Source organism: Streptomyces sp. NPDC005706, from assembly GCF_040631045.1.
Classification (GTDB): domain Bacteria; phylum Actinomycetota; class Actinomycetes; order Streptomycetales; family Streptomycetaceae; genus Streptomyces.
Genome location: NZ_JBEXYS010000003.1, coordinates 285433 through 303458 on the forward strand (window position 1 = coordinate 285433; position 18026 = coordinate 303458).

At 70.5% G+C, this 18026-nt stretch carries 17 protein-coding genes; 3 read left to right on the forward strand and 14 right to left on the reverse strand.

The window, feature by feature from the left end; translation table 11 throughout:
• Positions 1 to 15: 15 nt before the first annotated feature.
• Entirely contained in the window at positions 16 to 1581 is a 1566-nt protein-coding gene (locus tag ABZ478_RS07800) for an alpha/beta fold hydrolase (RefSeq protein ID WP_359546300.1), read from the forward strand.
• Positions 1582 to 1629: 48 nt separating this feature from the next.
• Here ABZ478_RS07800 and ABZ478_RS07805 read toward each other — a convergent pair whose 3' ends face one another.
• The 10 genes from ABZ478_RS07805 to ABZ478_RS07850 form a co-directional block, all read right to left on the reverse strand.
• On the reverse strand, positions 1630 to 2508 hold the full coding sequence (locus ABZ478_RS07805) for an amino acid ABC transporter permease (RefSeq protein ID WP_359546302.1): 879 nt from the start codon (positions 2506 to 2508) through the stop codon (positions 1630 to 1632).
• A complete protein-coding gene (locus ABZ478_RS07810) occupies positions 2505 to 3149 on the reverse strand; it encodes an amino acid ABC transporter permease (protein WP_359546304.1) in 645 nt (214 codons plus the stop codon). Before ABZ478_RS07810 ends, ABZ478_RS07805 begins: the two co-directional genes overlap by 4 nt.
• An 11-nt stretch (positions 3150 to 3160) precedes the next feature.
• Positions 3161 to 4072 (reverse strand): glutamate ABC transporter substrate-binding protein, encoded by a 912-nt coding sequence (locus tag ABZ478_RS07815; protein WP_359546306.1) that lies wholly within the window; start codon positions 4070 to 4072, stop codon positions 3161 to 3163.
• 17 nt (positions 4073 to 4089) lie between these two features.
• Positions 4090 to 4833, reverse strand: coding sequence for an amino acid ABC transporter ATP-binding protein (locus ABZ478_RS07820; RefSeq protein WP_359546308.1), 744 nt, complete (start codon positions 4831 to 4833; stop codon positions 4090 to 4092).
• Between the two features lie 109 nt (positions 4834 to 4942).
• Positions 4943 to 5362 carry a DUF6278 family protein gene (locus tag ABZ478_RS07825; RefSeq protein ID WP_359546310.1) on the reverse strand — a complete coding sequence of 140 codons (420 nt, stop codon included), beginning with the start codon at positions 5360 to 5362 and terminating at the stop codon, positions 4943 to 4945.
• Between the two features lie 15 nt (positions 5363 to 5377).
• Positions 5378 to 6157, reverse strand: coding sequence for an exodeoxyribonuclease III (locus ABZ478_RS07830; RefSeq protein WP_359546312.1), 780 nt, complete (start codon positions 6155 to 6157; stop codon positions 5378 to 5380).
• A gap of 40 nt (positions 6158 to 6197) precedes the next feature.
• Positions 6198 to 6833: an MBL fold metallo-hydrolase gene (locus ABZ478_RS07835; RefSeq protein ID WP_359546314.1), complete on the reverse strand. Its 636-nt coding sequence runs from the start codon at positions 6831 to 6833 to the stop codon at positions 6198 to 6200.
• A gap of 36 nt (positions 6834 to 6869) precedes the next feature.
• Positions 6870 to 8156, reverse strand: a complete 1287-nt coding sequence (gene pcaC / locus ABZ478_RS07840; protein WP_359546316.1) for a 4-carboxymuconolactone decarboxylase — start codon at positions 8154 to 8156, stop codon at positions 6870 to 6872.
• A 190-nt stretch (positions 8157 to 8346) separates the two neighbouring features.
• Positions 8347 to 8544, reverse strand: a complete 198-nt coding sequence (locus ABZ478_RS07845) for a hypothetical protein (RefSeq protein WP_359546318.1) — start codon at positions 8542 to 8544, stop codon at positions 8347 to 8349.
• A gap of 134 nt (positions 8545 to 8678) precedes the next feature.
• On the reverse strand, positions 8679 to 9644 hold the full coding sequence (locus tag ABZ478_RS07850; RefSeq protein ID WP_359546320.1) for a Rieske 2Fe-2S domain-containing protein: 966 nt from the start codon (positions 9642 to 9644) through the stop codon (positions 8679 to 8681).
• Between the two features lie 417 nt (positions 9645 to 10061).
• On the opposite strand from ABZ478_RS07850, the gene ABZ478_RS07855 reads away from it, so the two are divergent.
• A complete protein-coding gene (locus tag ABZ478_RS07855) occupies positions 10062 to 11747 on the forward strand; it encodes a ribonuclease J (protein ID WP_359546322.1) in 1686 nt (561 codons plus the stop codon).
• Positions 11748 to 11815: 68 nt separating this feature from the next.
• Here the strand turns inward: ABZ478_RS07855 and ABZ478_RS07860 are convergent, their stop codons facing one another.
• The 4 genes from ABZ478_RS07860 to ABZ478_RS07875 form a co-directional block, all read right to left on the reverse strand.
• The gene (locus ABZ478_RS07860; protein WP_359546324.1) at positions 11816 to 13279 is read right to left on the reverse strand and encodes a DEAD/DEAH box helicase; all 1464 of its coding nucleotides are present in this window, start codon (positions 13277 to 13279) and stop codon (positions 11816 to 11818) included.
• A 215-nt stretch (positions 13280 to 13494) separates the two neighbouring features.
• Entirely contained in the window at positions 13495 to 13698 is a 204-nt protein-coding gene (locus ABZ478_RS07865) for a cold-shock protein (RefSeq protein ID WP_023586116.1), read from the reverse strand.
• 300 nt (positions 13699 to 13998) lie between these two features.
• Positions 13999 to 14967: a cupin domain-containing protein gene (locus ABZ478_RS07870; RefSeq protein ID WP_359546326.1), complete on the reverse strand. Its 969-nt coding sequence runs from the start codon at positions 14965 to 14967 to the stop codon at positions 13999 to 14001.
• A gap of 95 nt (positions 14968 to 15062) precedes the next feature.
• On the reverse strand, positions 15063 to 15950 hold the full coding sequence (locus ABZ478_RS07875; protein WP_359546328.1) for a BTAD domain-containing putative transcriptional regulator: 888 nt from the start codon (positions 15948 to 15950) through the stop codon (positions 15063 to 15065).
• 762 nt (positions 15951 to 16712) lie between these two features.
• On the opposite strand from ABZ478_RS07875, the gene ABZ478_RS07880 reads away from it, so the two are divergent.
• Positions 16713 to 17696, forward strand: a complete 984-nt coding sequence (locus ABZ478_RS07880; protein ID WP_359546740.1) for a helix-turn-helix transcriptional regulator — start codon at positions 16713 to 16715, stop codon at positions 17694 to 17696.
• The last annotated feature ends 330 nt before the right edge of the window (positions 17697 to 18026 follow it).

An 18026-nucleotide genomic window follows, 5' to 3' on the forward strand; every position in this document is an offset into this window, starting at 1 on the left:
GTGAGGAGTGACCCCATGAGAACTGGTCGCACCGGCCTGCGCACCTCCGCCGTCGGCGCCGTCGCCACGGCGCTGATCGCCGGTACGGTCGTCGGGCTGGCCCCCGCCGCCCAGGCCGCCCCGTCCGTACGGTTCGTCGACATCACCGGCGCCGGCGGCACCGTACTGAAGGCGAACGTCGTCACGCCCGCGGGCGCCGACGGCTCGCGCGCCTACCCGCTCATCGTGCTGCCCACGAGCTGGGGCTTTCCCCAGGCGGAGTACCTCGCCCAGGCGCGGAAGCTGGCCGACTCCGGGTACGTGGTGCTGACCTACAACGTACGCGGGTTCTGGCAGTCCGGCGGCGAGATAGAAGTGGCCGGTCCGCCGGACACAGCGGACGCCTCCAAGGTGATCGACTGGGCACTGGCCAACACCCCGGCCGACGAGCAGCACATCGGCATGGCGGGGGTCTCCTACGGCGCCGGCATCAGCCTGCTCGCCGCCGCCCACGACAAGCGGATCAAGGCGGTCGCCGCGCTCAGCGGCTGGGCCGACCTGATCGGCTCCATCTACTCGGGCCGCACCCAGCACGTCCAGGCGGGCGCCGTGCTGGACGGAGTGGGCGCCCTCACCGGCCGGGAGAGCCCCGAACTGCGTCAGGTCTTCGACCGCTTCTACGCCGGTGACCTGTCCCACGAGCAGGAGATGATCGACTGGGGGCGTAAGCGTTCCGCCGCGACCTACGTCGACCGGCTGAACCGCAACGGCGCCGCCGTCCTGCTCGCCAACGCCTGGGGCGACACGGTCTTCCCGGCCAACCAGTACGCCGACTTCTACCAGAAGCTGACCGTGCCGAAGCGGCTGGAGCTGCGCCCCGGCGACCACGCGACCGCCGAGCTGACCGGTCTGTTCGGGGTGCCCAACGACGTGTGGACGGACACCGGGCGCTGGTTCGACCACTACCTCAAGGGCGCCGGCAACGGCATCGACCGTGAGCAGCCGGTCCAGCTCAAGTCCCGTAGCGCGGGGGGATACGAGGGCTACCCGGACTGGAAGTCGGTCGGCGCGACCCGCCGGAAGATCGCGCTCGCCGGTTCCACCACCATCCACACAGGCGTCGACTCGGGCGCGGACGGCGGGATCGTCTTCCTCTCCAGCATCCTGGACCAGGTGGCCAAGCTGCCGCCCGTCGCCTCGATTCCGCTGCTGCCGCGCCGCTGGGCGGCCGTGTGGCAGTCGGAGCGGTACGCCACGGCCCAGCGGGTGCGCGGCACGGCGGCGCTGCACACCACGCTCACCCCGACCGCGGAGAGCGGCACCCTGGTCGCCTATCTGTACGACGTGGGCCCGCTCGGCTTCGGAAAGCTGGTGACCAACGCGCCCCTCACCTGGCACGGGCGGACGCCCGGTGAGCCGTTCGACGTGGATCTGGACCTGTTCTCCACCGCCTACGACGTGCCCGCCGGGCACCGCCTCGCGCTGGTGGTGGACACGGTCGATCCGCTCTACCTCGAGCACAACCCGTCCGGCGCGCAGCTGACCTTCTCCTCGCCGGCGGACGACGCGTCGTACCTGTCCGTCCCCGTGCGCGAGCAGTGATCTCCGGCTGCCGCCGGACGAGCCTGGCCCGTATGAACTGCCGCCCCCCTACGGTCGCGGGGCCGTGGGGGGTTCCCCACCCGGCAGCAGCGCCCCAGGACCGGCCGTGACGACCGTCACCGCGTCAGTCCTGGGACTGCGCTGCTCACGGCGGGACACCCAGCCGGCGAACCACGAGAGCAGCATGCACATCCCGATGTAGATAGGCGAGATCACCATCACCACGGGGATGAACGGCAAATCGTAGTCGAGGTTGGACGCGATGAGCTTCCCCGCGTGGAGGAACTCCTCGTACGTGATGAGAAAGCCCAGTGAGGTGTCCTTCAGGGCGACCACCAACTGGCTGATGACAGCGGGCAGCATGGCCCGCACGGCCTGCGGTACGAGGACGTGTGCCATGACCTGGGACTTGCTCATGCCGAGCGCGAACGCGGCCTCCCGCTGGCCGCGTTCGACGGCGCGCACGCCCGAGCGCAGCACCTCGGCGAGCACGGAGCCGTTGTAGAGGGCGAGTCCGGCGACCAGGGCGGTCAGCGGCTGTGCCTTCAGCGCCACGAAGATGAAGAAGATCATCACCAGCACCGGCATGGCCCGGAAGAACTCCACGACCACCGTGGCCGCCCAGCGCACCGGCCGGTGGTCGGAGAGCCGTCCCGTCGCGAGCAGTCCGCCGAGGGCGAGCGAGAGCACGGCCGCCAGCGCGAACGCCTTCAGGGTGTTGCCGAGGCCTCGCAGGAGCAGCTTCTGGATGCCCTGGTACTCGAACGGCATCCACTTGGTGTAGGTGAACTGGGCCGTGTCCAGGAGCAGATACAGGATCCAGGCGAGGAGGCCGAGGAGGACGACGGCGGACAGGACGCCGTACATCGCGTGCCGTCGCCTGGTGCGCGGGCCCGGCAGGTCGTAGAGCGCGGTGGACTCGGTCACCGGGCCACCCCCCACTTCAGCTCCAGCAGGTGGAACAGGGCGCTGATGGCGAGGGTGATGACCAGGTATCCCACGGCGATCCAGACGAAGGTCCAGACGATGTTGTAGCCCAGCTCGTTGATCGTCTTGTAGGTGCCGAGCAGTTCGGTGACGCTGAACGCGCCCGCGATCGCGGAGTTCTTGGCGAGGGCGATGAGGGTCGAGCCGACCGGCGGGATCACGGACCGGAACGCCTGGGGCAGCACGACCAGGGACAGCGTCTGCCCGAAGCTCATGCCGAGGCTGCGGGCCGCCTCGCCCTGCCCCTTGGGCACGGTGTTGATGCCGGAGCGCAGCGCCTCGCAGATGAACGCCGAGGTGTAGCAGCCGAGGGCGAGGACCGCGAACACCTGGAACGGCAGGACCAGTCCGAACCGGGGCAGTCCGAGCAGCACCGCGAAGAACAGCAGGGTGAGCGGGGTGTTGCGCAGGACGGTCACCCAGACGGTGCCGAAGACACGCAGCGACCCGACGGGCGCGACCCGGAACGAGGCCATCAGGAAGCCCAGGACCAGCGCCAGCAGGGAGGCCCAGACGGTCAGTTCGACGGTGCCGAGGAAACCCTCCCAGTAGGTGGACCAGTTGTCCTTCAGTACGTACATGCCGTCCTCGCTCAGCTCGCCGGGTAGCGGTCGATGGCGGGCGGGCGGGGGGCGGGCACACCGGACAGGCCCAGCGTCGCGTCGTACGCCTTCTTCCAGTCGCCGTCGCGCTCGCGCGCCTGCAGGGCGTCGTCGAGGGCCAGGCGCAGCGCGGTGTCGCCGTGCGGGACGCCGATGCCGTACGGCTCCTTCGAGAACGGCCTGCCGACGACCTTCAGCTCGCGGGGCGCCTTGGCCGCGTAGCCGATGAGGATGGCGTCGTCCGTGGTGACCGCGTCGACCTGGTAGGTGAGCAGGTTGTCGACGCAGATGGAGTAGGTGTCGTAGGCGACGAGGACCGCCTTCGGGTAGTCGGACCGCATGCGCTGGTACGGCGTCGAACCGGCCGCCGAGCAGACGCGCCTGCCGTCGAGGTCCTCGGGGCCGTGGATGTCCTTCTCGTCCCGGCGGACGAGGAGGGACTGGCCGGCCAGGTAGTAGGGGCCGGCGAAGCCGACGAGTTTCTTGCGGTTGTCGTTGATGGTGTAGGTGCCGACGTAGTAGTCGATCTGGCCGTTCTGCAGGGCGGTCTCGCGGTTGGCGGAGGCGATCGTTCTGAATCGGATGGTCTTCGGGGGGAAGCCGAGGGAGGCGGACAGCATCCTGGCGATCTCGATGTCGAAGCCGGAGTAGGTGCCGGTCGCCGGGTCCTTCTCGCCGAGGTAGGGCTGGTCCTCCTTGGCGCCGACGACGAAGTGGCCGCGCTTCCTCGCGCGGGCCCAGGTACTGGACGCGGGCAGCGTGAACCCCTCTCTCACCTGGTATTTGGGGAGCTTCTCGGGCGCCGGGCCCTTGCCGGGCGGGCTGCCCTGCCTGCCGCAGGCGGCGGCGAGCAGCGCCAGCAGCAGGCAGACGGCGCGGGGCGCGCGGGCGGTACGGAACACGGGTCGCGCTCCCCCGGTCAGTGCTTGAGGATCTTGGACAGGAAATCCTTGGCGCGGTCGCTGCGCGGGTTGGTGAAGAACTCCTCCGGGCTGCGGTCCTCGACGATCCGGCCGTCGGCCATGAAGACCACGCGGTTGGCGGCGGAGCGGGCGAAGCCCATCTCGTGGGTGACGACGACCATGGTCATGCCGTCCCGGGCGAGCTGCCGCATGACCTCCAGCACCTCGTTGATCATCTCGGGGTCGAGGGCCGAGGTGGGCTCGTCGAACAGCATCGCCTTGGGTTCCATGGCGAGGGCACGGGCGATGGCCACCCGCTGCTGCTGCCCGCCGGAGAGCTGTGCGGGGTACTTGGCGGCCTGGTTCAGCAGGCCGACACGGTCGAGGAGTTCCCGGGAACGGCGGTCCGCGTCCTCCTTGCCGCGCCCGCGGACCTTGGTCTGGGCGAGGGAGACGTTCTGCAGGACCGTCTTGTGGGCGAAGAGGTTGAAGGACTGGAAGACCATGCCGACCTCGGCGCGGAGCCGGGCGAGGGCCCTGCCCTCCTCGGGCAGCGGCCGTCCGTCGAGCGTGATCGTGCCGGACTCGATGGTCTCCAGGCGGTTGATGGTCCGGCACAGCGTCGACTTCCCCGACCCGGAGGGGCCGATGACCACGACCACCTCGCCCCTGCCGACGGTGAGGTCGATGTCCCGCAGGACATGCAGCTCTCCGAAGTACTTGTTGACGTCACGCAGCTCGATCAACGGATCGGCGGCCATCCGCAGCCCTACTCACTCTCAGCCGTGTCCCGGTCCCGCAAGCTATCCAGCCGAACGCGGAGTTGACCGGCGACACGCACCTTTCGGGCATTAGCCGTATTTACACTGTTCAGGCCTCGGAGACCTCGGCGTAGAGCTGCGACAGTTCAGGGACTCCGCTCGCGGCCCACTCCTGCCCCGACCGCACGACCTCGAACTCACGGCCGGAGGCGAGCCGTACGACCGGTTCGCCGTCGGTCCGGATCCGCCAGGCGGCGCCGGGCACGGTGCGCACCACGACCGTGCCCACGTACAGCCCCGCGTCGTTGCCCAGCCAGGGCAGGATCTCCGCGTCGTCGCGCCAGCGCGGGACCAGCTGGTCCAGTGCCTCCAGGGAGGCCGGGGAGTCGTCGAGGCGGACACCCGCCTGGGCCGCCTGCGAGCGGAGCAGTTCGCACTCGGACAGCAGCGCGGCGATCGCCTCGGGGTCGGCCGGAAGCGCCGCGCGGCCGTTCTTGTGGTGCCGGTGGCCCAGGAACGGAATGTTCATGGGCCAAGCGTGGCATCACACGTCCAGGTCGACCACCACCGGCGCGTGGTCGGACGCGCCCTTGCCCTTGCGCTCCTCGCGGTCGACGTAGGCGTCCTTCACGGCCCCGGCGAAGGGCTCGTTGCCGTACACCAGGTCGATGCGCATGCCGCGGTTCTTGGGGAAGCAGAGCTGGCGGTAGTCCCAGTAGGTGTAGGGGTGGTCGTACTTCAGGGGCCGCGGGACGACGTCCGCGAGGCCCGCCCCGCGCAGGGAGGCGAGGGCGGCCCGCTCGGCCGGGGTCACATGGGTGGAGCCCTCGAAGGCGGCCCGGTCGTAGACGTCCTCGTCGGTCGGCGCCACGTTGTAGTCGCCGAGCACCGCGAACGGGCGGCTGCCGGCGGCGTCACCGGCGACGGCGGCCCGCAGTGCCTCGAACCACTGGAGCTTGTAGGCGTAGTGCGGGTGCTCCACCTCACGGCCGTTGGGCACGTACACCGACCAGACGCGGACCGGGCCGCAGGTCGCCGCGAGGGCGCGCGGCTCGGTCACGCCGTCGTAGCCCGGGTCGCCGGGCAGGCCCTTGACCACGTCCTCGATGCCGACGCGGGAGAGCACCGCCACCCCGTTCCACCGGCCGGTGGCGTGCACCGCCGCCTCGTAGCCCAGCTCGCGCAGCGGCTCGAACGGGAACTGCTCCTCGGCGACCTTCGCCTCCTGGAGGCAGAGCACGTCGGTGCCGCTGCTCTCCAGCCAGGCGAGCAGCCGCGGCAGGCGGGCGGTGATCGAGTTCACGTTCCAGGTGGCGATGCGCATGTCTCACAACCTACCCGCCGGGTGTGACAACCGGCCCCGGTCACAGCTCGGCCGACGCCCCCGGGGCCAGCCGCCGGTGGTCCGTGCCGCCCAGGCGGCCGATGTGGCCGTCGTAGATGGGGCGGGCGAGATCGGTGAGCAGGGCGTCGTGCACGTCGAAGGCCCGTTGCGGCCGGACCTCGCGGACGTAGTCGATGACCTCGGCGATCTTGTTCCAGGGGGCCATCACCGGGACCATCAGGGTCTCGACGGGCCGCCCGGGGACGGTGAGGGCGTCGCCCGGGTGGAAGACCCGGGCGCCGTCGATCAGGAAGCCGACGTTGGTGACGCGCGGGATGTCGGGGTGGATCACCGCGTGCAGCTCGCCGTGGACCTGCACGTCGAAGCCGGCGGCGGTGAAGGTGTCGCCGTGGCCGACGGTGTGCACCCGGCCCGGGTAGGCCGCGGCGAGCCGGTCGGCCACCGACTTCAGGGTCCAGAGTTCCGCGCCCGGGCGGGCCTCGAGCGCGGCCCGCAGCCGGCCCTCGTCGAAGTGGTCCGGGTGCTCGTGCGTGACCAGGATCGCGTCGGCGCCGGCCGCCGCGTCCTGCTCGCTGAACCCGCCCGGGTCGATCACGAGCGTCCGCCCGTCCTTCTCGAGGCGGACGCAGGCGTGGGTCTTCTTGGTGAGCCTCATGACTCCCCATCCTGCCGCGTGCGGCGGCCGGGGGCCTCACTCGGCGGGCGTGGTCTCCTCCCGGACGACCTGCTGGGCCACCCGGAACGCCCGGCTCGCCGCCGGCACTCCGCAGTACACGGCCGCCTGGAGCAGTACTTCCCTGATCTCGTGCGGGGTGAGTCCGTTGCGCAGGGCGGCACGGACGTGGAGGGCCAGGTCCTCCAGGTGGCCGCCGGCGATCAGCGCGGTGAGCGTGACGCAGCTCCGGGTGCGGCGGTCCAGACCGGGCCGGTCCCAGATCTCGCCCCAGGCGTAGCGGGTCATGAACTCCTGGAAGTCCCCGGAGAACTCGTCGGCCTGCGCCAGCTCCTGGTCGACGTGCGCGTCGCCCAGCACCTCCCGGCGGACCTTCAGTCCGCTCTGGTACCGGTCGGGCGGCCCGAGCGGCTGCGCCGGCACGAACGGGGCGATCTCGGCGACGGGCACCACCTGCGGCGGCGCGGCGACGGCCGGGTGGACCGCGGCGGCCGGCAGGGCGGTCTGGCCGGTGTCGTAGGGCTGCTGCCAGGCGGTGGAGAAGTGGCGGACCAGCAGGTCGGTGACGGCGGCGGGCTGCTCGACCGGGACCAGGTGGGAGGCGCCGGGGACGACCGCGAGCCGGGCGTCCGGGATGCCGGCCACCAGGGTGCGGGCCTCGGCGGGGCCGGTGACCTGGTCGTCGGAGCCGACCAGCACCAGCGTCGGCACGCCGACCCGGCCCAGCTCGGACCGCACGTCGAAGCCGGCCAGGGCCTCGCAGGCGGCGATGTAGCAGCCCGGGTCGGTGGTGCGCACCATCTGCACGGCCCACTCGGTGATGGCGGGCTGGGCGGCGGCGAACCCGCCGGTGAACCAGCGGTCGGGGGAGGTCCGGGCGATCGGGTCCAGCCCGTTGGTGCGGACGATCACCCCGCGCTGGCGGAACTCGTCGGCGGTGCCGAACCGGGGCGAGGCGGCGACCAGCGCGAGTGAGGCGAGGCGCTCGGGGTGGCGCAGGGCCAGTTCGAGGCCGACCGCGCCGCCGAGGGCGCAGCCCGCGTAACCGAAGCGCTGCACTCCGACCGCGTCCAGCGTGGCCAGCAGCCGGGCCACCAGCTCGCCGACGGAGGGGGCCGGGTGGGCGGGTGCGCCGCCGTGGCCCGGCAGGTCGAACCGGAAGACCCTCCACTGCTTCGTCAGCTCGGGGATCTGCCGGTCCCACATGTGCCATGTGGTGCCCAGGGAGGGGCCCAGGATCAGGACGGGAGCCTCGTCCGGCCCGTCGAAGCGGTATTGCAGGGTGTTCGGTGGTGTCTCGCTCACCCGTCAGACCCTCTCATCTCTCACGGACGCCCCTGTAACGGGGGACGCTGGATACCGTCCTGACCAGGTTGAAAACCTCTCGGGTCGGCATGTCGCTCCATGCATCGGATGATCTCACGTCGGTTCCCGCCCTCCTGGGTGCGGCGCTCGTGGTACGCCCGGGTACGGGGATCGCAGCGCAGCCCGGTGCTCACGATGCGGGGCGGCGCCGCATCGTGTTCACCGGTCGCCCCCACATCGTCCGCAGGGCCGTCGGGGGCCGCGAGCGGATCGACGAGGATCGACTGGCGGAGGAGAGGTCGGCGAAGGAGACGGTGGTGGGGCGCAGGAGACGCTGGTGGCCCTGGACGACCTCGAACGGCGGCCCGTCACGACCGGGCGTGGACACGTCCCCGCGGTCGCGCACGTCCGTCCCGGCCCGACTCCGGGGCGAGGACTACAGACCCAACCTCTGCCTGCCCTGCCGCCTACTGCCTTCCGGTCCGCTGCGGCGGTCCGTGCAGGCGTCGTGCGGGGCGGCCGTCAGCTGCCGGGCCCGTGGGGTCCCGTTTCCGTGCGTCGCCGCCCCGCTTCCACCCCGTCCGGCGCCTGCCCGTCCCGGTCATGTCGGCGCAGGCGTATCTCGACGTGGCCGTCGGTGATCCGGGTGTCGAAGGCCGGCTGGGGTGCCGTGGCCGGGCCGCGGACGTTCCAGCCGTCCGACATCCGGAAGACGCTGGCGTGCCAGGGGCACTGGACGCACCCGTCGCTGACCGTGCCCTCGGAGAGCGGCCCGGCGAGGTGGCTGCACCGATCGGCCAGGGCGTGGATCGTCCCTCCGGCTTCCCGGACGACCAGGACCGGGACGTCGTCCACGCTGCGCCGCACCGGCCGGTCGACCGGAAACTCGGCCACGGTTCCGATCCGGTGCCAGCCCTCGGTGACGATGTGCGGGACCTCCTCGGCGTGGTTGGCGCCGGATGCCTGGCGGTAGGCAAGGTGACCGCCCAGCATGCCACCGAGTGCGACCGCCGTCAGCCCCAGGAAGCCGTAGGCCCGGCCTGCTGCGTCGCGCCCCTTGACGCGGCTGGTGAGCGAGGCGGCGTACAGACCGACGGCCGCCGAGTTGGCGAGGGCGTGCACCAGGCCGACACGCTGCTGCTGGCGGTGCAGCTCCGCCCAGTCGACCCAGCCCGTCAGAGCCGCGGGCGCGGCGCAGGCCAGGCCGACGCCGACCAGCAGACCCGCCCCGCGTGAGCGGCCGGGATACAGGTCCAGTACCGCCGCCGACAGCCAGCTGCCGATCGGCACCTGCACCATCAGCGGATGCACCGGGTGCCCCAGCCACCTGCCGTGCAGGACGTCCCGCCCGTCGCCGAGCGGCAGGGCCCGCACCCCCTTTCGGACCGCGTCGATCACCGCGTCGGCCCTGGGCTCCCGCTCCAGGCGGTCCAGCAGCCGCAAGAGGCGGCTCTGCCGTATCCGGGAACGGCGTGGCGTAGTGCTCATGGTCGGGCGGGTCCCCACCCGCGCGGGAGGCAAACAGAGCAGGGGGCACCTGTGGTGGGACCACGGTAGACCCTCGGCGCCTTTCGAGGTGGCCGCCGGATGAGGTCGGGCGGGACGCATCCGGCGGGTGCCACGAAAGCCGTGCCTCACACGCAAGCCGCTGTCCCACACGCACGGACGTGACTGTGCCAGTGACGGGGACGGGGACGGGGGCGGACGGGGGCCGGGGACGGACCAGCCGCGTGCACGTCGGCCGCGGCGGGTGCCAGAGCTGAGTGACGGGCCTGTGGCCGAGGTGCCTGTTCACCCTGGGGGCCGTTACGTCTGCGGCGGCGGGTCGTATCGAACGCCCGATGGATCACATGGATCACACAGCCAACGGATCAACCTGTCCCGCTCTCCGGGTACCGTCAGGGTATGAGTCATCCGCACCCCGAACTGAAAGCCGCCCCTCCCCTGCCTGAAGGAGGGCTGCGGGTCATCGCCCTGGGCGGCCTGGGTGAGATCGGCCGCAACATGACCGTCTTCGAGCACGCCGGCAAGCTGCTCGTCGTCGACTGCGGCGTGCTCTTCCCCGAGGAGACCCAGCCCGGCGTGGACGTGATCCTGCCGGACTTCACCTCGATCCGGGACCGGCTGGACGACATCGTGGCCGTGGTGCTCACCCACGGCCACGAGGACCACATCGGCGGCGTTCCGTACCTGTTGCGCGAACGGTCCGACATTCCCGTGGTCGGCTCCAAGCTGACGCTGGCGTTCCTGGAGGCCAAGCTCAAGGAACACGGCATCCGGCCGCGCCCGGTGCGGGTGCGGGAGGGCGACCGGCGCGGCTTCGGGCCCTTCGACTGCGAGTTCGTGGCGGTCAACCACTCCATCCCCGACAGCCTCGCGGTCGCCATCCGCACCCCGGCCGGGATGGTGCTGCACACCGGCGACTTCAAGATGGACCAGTTCCCTCTCGACGACCGCATCACCGATCTGCGCGCCTTCGCCCGCCTCGGCGAGGAGGGCGTGGACCTGTTCCTCACCGACTCCACCAACGCCGAGGTACCCGGCTTCACCACCTCCGAGCGCGAGCTGAACCCGGCGATCGAGCAGGTGATGCGCACCGCGCCGCGCCGGGTCATCGTCTCCAGCTTCGCCAGCCACGTGCACCGCATCCAGCAGGTCCTGGACGCCGCCCACCAGCACGGCCGCAAGGTCGCCTTCGTCGGCCGGTCGATGGTCCGCAACATGGGCATCGCCCGTGACCTGGGCTATCTGAAGGTCCCGTCCGGTCTGGTCGTGAGCACGAAGGAGCTGGAGAAGCTCCCGGACCACAAGGTCACGCTGGTGTGCACCGGCTCCCAGGGCGAACCGATGGCCGCACTGTCGCGGATGGCGAACCGCGACCACATGATCCGCATCGGCGAGGGCGACACCGTCCTGCTCGCCAGTTCCCTGATCCCCGGCAACGAGAACGCCATCTACCGGGTGATCAACGGACTCACCCGGTGGGGCGCCCACGTGGTCCACAAGGGCAACGCCAAGGTGCACGTCTCCGGGCACGCCAGCGCCGGCGAACTCGTCTACTGCTACAACATCGTCAAGCCACGCAACGTCATGCCCGTGCACGGCGAATGGCGCCACCTGCGGGCCAACGGCGACCTCGCCATCCGTACCGGTGTCGACCCCGACCGGGTCGTCATCGCCGAGGACGGCGTCGTCGTCGACCTCGTCGACGGACGCGCATCCATCACCGGCAAGGTTCCCGCCGGCAACGTCTACGTGGACGGCATGGAAGTCGGCGGCGCCACCGAAGCGTCCCTCAAGGACCGCCTCACCCTCGCCGCCGAAGGCGTGGTCACGGTGGTGGCGATCGTCGACGCGGACACCGGCGCCCTCGCCGAGGCCCCCGACTTCCTGGCCCGCGGCTTCGTCCACGACGACACCACCTTCGAGCCGGTCGTCCCCGTCATCGAGAAGACCCTGGCCACCGCCGCCGCGGAGGGCGTCGGGGACGCGCGGCAACTCGAACAGCTCATCGCCCGCGCCGTGGCGAACTGGGCGTTCCGAACGTACCGCCGCAAACCCCTCATCATCCCCGTCATCATCGACGCCTGAACAACAGCCCGGCAGCACGGCCCGGTTCCGGCAGCGGCACCGCCGGCATCGAGGTCGGGCACGGAAGCTCACACGGCTGATCGGCGGGTGGCCGCCGAGGAAGGACGGCGTCGGCCTCGGAAGGAGGCGCCGCGCTTGGAGCGTTCGGCCACCGGTGCGGTGATGACGACCGGGATGCCGGACGGGGCCTGGGCTCCGGTGATCCGGCTCAGGGCCTCGTCGCCCGAGCGGACCTGGGTGGTCTGCGGCCGGATTCCGGCGTCCGACATGAGCCGGACCATGCCGCGGCGCTGGTTCGGCGTGACGAGCGTGACGACGCTGCCGGACTCGCCGGCGCGGGCGGTCCGGCCGCCGCGGTGGAGGTAGTCCTTGTGGTCGGTCGGCGGGTCGACGTTGACGACGAGGTCGAGGTTGTCGACGTGGATGCCGCGCGCCGCGACGTTGGTCGCCACCAGCACGGTGACGTGCCCCGTCTTGAACTGCGTCAGCGTGCGGGTGCGTTGCGGCTGCGACTTGCCGCCGTGCAGCGCGGCGGCGCGTACCCCGCTGTCGAGCAGTTCCCGGGTCAGCCGGTCGACGGCGTGCTTGGTGTCCAGGAACATGATCACGCGGCCGTCGCGGGCGGCGATCTCGATCGTGGCGGCGTGCTTGTCGGCGCCATGGACGTGCAGGACGTGGTGCTCCATCGTCGTGACCGCACCGGCCGACGGGTCGACCGAATGCACGACGGGGTCGGTCAGATAGCGGCGGACCAGCAGGTCGACGTTACGGTCCAAGGTGGCGGAGAACAGCATCCGCTGCCCCTGCGGGCGCACCTGGTCGAGCAGCGCGGTGACCTGCGGCATGAAACCCATGTCGGCCATCTGGTCGGCCTCGTCCAGCACCGTGACACCCACCTGGTCCAGCCCGCAGTCGCCACGGTCGATGAGGTCCTTGAGCCGTCCGGGCGTCGCGACGACGACCTCGGCCCCGCCGCGCAGCGCGCCGGCCTGCCGGCCGATCGGCATCCCGCCCACCACCGTGGCCAGCCGCAGCCCGACGGAGCGGGCGTACGGGGTGAGCGCGTCGGTGACCTGCTGCGCCAGCTCACGCGTCGGCACGAGGACCAGTCCCAGCGGCCGGCGGGGCTCGGCACGCTGTCCGGCGGTGCGGGCGAGCAGGGCGAGGCCGAAGGCGAGGGTCTTGCCGGAACCGGTGCGCCCTCGGCCCAGTACGTCACGGCCCGCCAGGGAGTTGGGCAGCGTCGCGCCCTGGATCGGGAACGGTGCGGTCACCCCCTGCTTGCCGAGTTCGGCCAGCAGCCGCTCAGGCATGTCGAGATCGGCGAAGCCCTCGACGGGGGGCAGCGCGGGGGTGATCGTCCTGGGCAGCGCGAACTCCCCCTGCATCGCGGTGGGCCGGCGACCGTAACCACCGGACCGGACAGGCCCGCCCGAACGGGGCTGTCCCTGCGAACCGAAGCGGCTGCCGCCCCTTCCCGCGTCGGAACCACGGGCGCGGACGGAGCGATTGTTCGTACGTGTGCGGTTCATGCGGAACCTTCCTCGATGTGGCACATATCAAGGAATTCCCGCAACAATGAGCGAAATGGAGAATCACAAGTATGGACCGGTAGCAAAAAAACAGCTTCGGGCCGGCGGAAATGTTTGGGGACCCAGTACTGAGGTGAAACCGCCTCGGGAGATGCGTGCAGCTGGGGCCCGCACCCCGAAGGATGCGGGCCCCAGCTGCGGTCTGTGCGTCGGCGTCAGGCCGGAACGATGTTCTCGGCCGTCGGGCCCTTCTGGCCCTGCGCGATGTCGAAGGTCACCTTCTGGCCTTCGAGCAGCTCACGGAAGCCCTGTGCGGCGATGTTCGAGTAGTGGGCGAACACGTCGGCGCCGCCACCGTCCTGCTCGATGAAGCCGAAGCCCTTTTCCGCGTTGAACCACTTCACGGTACCAGCAGCCATGTCATATCTCCTTCGGGGCAGTACACCGGAATCCGCACTGTGCGGACGCCGTGCCGTCGCGATGATTACCCCGCCCGGAAATGACCGGAAATACATTGGCGCTCCCGACCGATAGAACCGGGCGGGGCACTTGTATTTTCGGGAACCACAACTGCAACTGAGATCGACAGTAGCACACCGGAACGGCCCGTGCGCATTACGCAATTCCGCTCTGCCCGGTGCGGCAAAAACTCTCACTACCCGATCCGTCAAAGCCTCACTTCGCGAGCACAGATATTCAGACACCCGGAGTGCCACGTCTCAGGAAGAGCGGCCTGTCCCGCCCGGCGCGGGGGGCGTGGGCCCGACGTCCGGGAGGCCGAGCCGGAACCTCCCGAACTGTGCGCCGTCCCGGACGGCGAAGAACCGCTTCAGCAGGTCCTCCTCCTCGAAAGCCTCGTCCAGCCGCTCCCGCACCTTCCGCAGCACCTCCCGCGGGCCCTCCGGGTCGCCGAAGCGCAACAGCTCGGCGCACATGGCCTCGTCCTCGCGGAGCTGGTCCACCAGCCAGCGGACGAGGTCCAGGCCGGTGGTGCAGGGGATCGAACCGGTGATGTGGAGGGAGGGGCCCTCCTCGGTCACCGGGTCGTGCCAGTAGCCCCGTGGCAGGAAGAGCACGTCGCCGGGCGAGAGCACCAGGTCGTCGACGGCCTCTGCCGGTGGCGTACCCATCACCGAGTCCCTCGGGTGCATGGAGAACTCGTTGCGCCCGAAGATGCGCCACCGCTTCCTGCCCTGGAGCTGGATGGCGAACACGTCGTGGTTGTCCCAGTGGGCGTTGAAACCGCCGGTGGGCGCCCAGGAGGCGTAGAGGTTGAACTCGAAGTCGCTGAGCAGCCTGCGCTCGAAGGCCTCGGAGAGCCGCAACAGTCCGGGGTGGATCTCGTCCACGTACCGCATCGCGAGCGTGTGGCCCGCGCCCAGTGCCGCTCGCAGCCTCGCCGGATCGACGCGGACCCGCCGGCGCTCGCGTCGGGCGGCGCGCGCCTCCATGTAGGCGGCCTCGGGGAGTTGCCTGCCGTCCCGCGACAACCGCATCTGCGGGGACCTGAGCTGATGCGTCTCCAGGATCTCGTTCAGGTCGTCCCAGCCGAAGACGCCCCGGATCTTCTCCGCGGCACCGGGGAACACGCGGTGTTCGTGGTGGTAGACACGCGACAGGAAGTCGCCGGCCGTCAGCGTGGAGACGAAGTCGTCGATCGCGTCCGAGAGGTCTCTCGGGTGTTCCATGGCTCCTCCGTGATTCACCGCCGGCGCGGGACCGGCCGGTTGCGGTGGGAAGTGGGCGGACGATGTGCCGAGCGGGCCGTTCGCGGTCGGGAGCCTCACCCGGTCGCTTCCTGGAAGGGCAGCCTGGGGGCCGGCACCGTCGGGAGCGCCCGGCCTCTGTCGCGTCCCGGGCCCACTTCGCCCGAGGGGGCGTGGGACCGGCAGGAGGCGGCGCGCACGACCAGCCGCAGGGCCTCGTCGCCGTCCCAGGTGAGCGCCGCGCCCCTGATGGCCTCGACGCTCGGAGGCACGTCGAGGCCCAAGTCCTCGACGAGGACCGTCCTGCAGCGCTTGAGGACGTTCAAGGCGCCTGCCGAGTCGCCCTGGACGCAGTACACGGCTGCCAGGAGTTCCCAGAGACGTTGCCGGTACGGCGCTTCCGCGATGACCGTCTCGATGCGGTAGGACAGCATCTCGGTCCGGCCCGCGATGAGCAACGCGGTGAAGAGATCCTCGTACGTGTCGAGGCGCGCGTTGCGAAGTCCGGTCGCGTGCGCGTCGAACCAGCGCGTCATCGGCAGATCCTGCCCGAACGGACCACGCCAGAGGGCCAGCGCGTCCTCGAGCACGGCGATGGCCCTGTCGGCCTCACCCCGCGCCAGGTGGGTGCGGCCCTGCCGGGAAGCCTGGAGGAAGACGGGCAGGTCGACCTCGTCGGGCCCGACCTCCAGCCGGTAGCCGCTCTGTGTGCCGCGGCATGTCTTGATCCTGTCGCTCAGCCCCGGCATGGCCCGGTCGAGATCGCGCCGCAGTCCGGTGAAGTGACTGCGGATGTTGGCCCTGGCCGACGAGGGCGGATCGTCCCACAGCAGTTGGGCCAGTTCCGTCATTCCGATGGGGTGCCCGGACCGCAGGAGCAGGGCCGTGAGAATCGCCCGCCGCATGGGGGAACGAACCTCGACCTCTTCCTGGAATCGCAGGTGCCCCAGAATTCTGAACAGCATCGCGCCACCCACCCCTTTCATCGGAGCGGACAGCACATGGCTCTGAACAACACCTTCTTCCCGGGAAAAAATGTCATTAAGACGGAGCAGCGACTCACGGTCGACGTCATAATTGTCCCCCATTACTTGCTCAATGTGACGATCTGTTCAGCTTGCCCGTGACGCGAACCGCGCGGAGCCCGGTGGCCCGGGCCCCGGTGGCCGGGCCGGCCTTGGTGCGGACCGGCGTGGGCAGGCATGGTGTCCGCGGGGAGCAGGAGTGGCGGTCGCGGCGAGCACCATTGTCAGGAACATGGCTTGACTCCAATTCAAATGTCCGCAACGGCCGTTGAAGGGCATTGAGCCGGTGGTGCCCGCTTTGCCACGGCCGCTTCGCCTTCCTCCAGCGGCAACCGCGACCGAGGAGAGGAAACCATTCCGGTATCCCGCCCGTCCGCATCCGAGATCTGTCAGGAAATTGCCGGGCAGCCTGTTGCCACGGGGAGCCAGGACATGACGGGACGAACCAGCGCCGCTCACGTCGGATGCCGGGCGGCGGAGGTCTCTTTCGACCAACTCCCGTGAGCCTTTCGGACGCCGGGGTACCGAAGTGACGAGCCGTCCGGAAGCCACACCGGACGCCATCAGTCGCTACCATGACGATCATGCAGACTGTTGACAGGAGCATCACCAGAAACGCACAAGCCGGCGCCCCCGCTTCAGGGCGCGTGGTCCACGCGGCTTAGTCGACAGGGCGCCAAAAAGGGGGAGCACTTGACCGATGTGCTGGCACTTGACCAAGAGACACTCCGGGTGTATCGCGCTTTCCTGTTCCACAACGAACAGGACACGCACGAGCTGGCCCGACTGACGAACAGCGACGACGGCAACGTGAAGGCGGCCATCACACGGCTCATCGACCTGTCGCTGCTCGCCCCCTCCAAGGACTCGCCGGGCGGGCTCAGAGCCGTGGACCCGTTGCGCGGGATAAGAGTCCTGCTCGAACGGGAGCAGGAGGAACTCGCGTGGCGGGAACACCGCATCAAGCACAACACGACGGTGCTCGACGCCATAGCCGCGGAATACGCCGCCGCCGTGAGATCGGCCCAGGTCGACGGCATCGAGCGACTTCACCGCATCGACGACATCCGTACACGTATCGAGGCCCTGGCAGAGGCGTGCCAGGAGGAGAGTCTGGCCTTCCATCCTGCGGGGGCACTGCCCGAGGAGTCGGTCGAGGCATCCAGGCCCCTCAACGAGCGTGCCATCGCCCGCGGCGTGCGTTTTCGCTCGATCTACATCGACAGTATCATGCGTGATCGCGTCACCCGGTCGCATGCTCAGTGGATGGTCGAGCACGATTGCGAGGTGCGCACCGCCCCCTCCCTGCCGATGCGCCTGCTGATCGTGGACACGACGGCCGCCGTGGTCAGCGGGCTGCCCGGGCAGGCCTCCGGCACGACACTGCTCTTCAGGAGCAGGCCGGTGGTCCTGGCCATGCGGGCACTGTTCGAGGCGTACTGGGATCACGCCAACTGGTTCTCGCTGGGAGCGACTTCCGGTGAGGCCTCGCCCGGCGAGATCACACCCCAGGAACGCAAGCTGCTCGAGTTGCTGGCCGACGGTCTCACCGACAGCGCGGTGGCACGCTCACTGGGCATCAGCGTGCGTACGGAGCGCCGGAAACTGGCGGGTCTGATGGAGCGGCTCGGCGTCTCCAGCCGTTTCGCGGCAGGCGTGCAAGCGGCTCGCCGACAGTGGATCTGACGTCGGCCGGTCGTGCGGTCCGCACGACCGGCCGGCCCGTGCCCGCCTCCGTCCTCGCGCCGGACGCACCGGGGTCCTGTCACCCGGCGGACGCGGCCAGGTGAAGTCCGCAACGACCGGCTCCGCCTGGGAGCCGGCACCCGCTTCGGCCTGTGCGGTCACGGCCCCGGAGGACTCGGCGGCCGTCGCGGCGGTGGCCACCGTGGCGGGGCGGCGGACTCGTCGGGACAAAGCGGATCCTTCCGTCGGACGGGAAGCGGGGCGCCGCGCGCCGGCGGCGCGGCGCCCCAGGTCTCAGGGCACCGGACGGCCTCCCTGGACGCGTTTCAC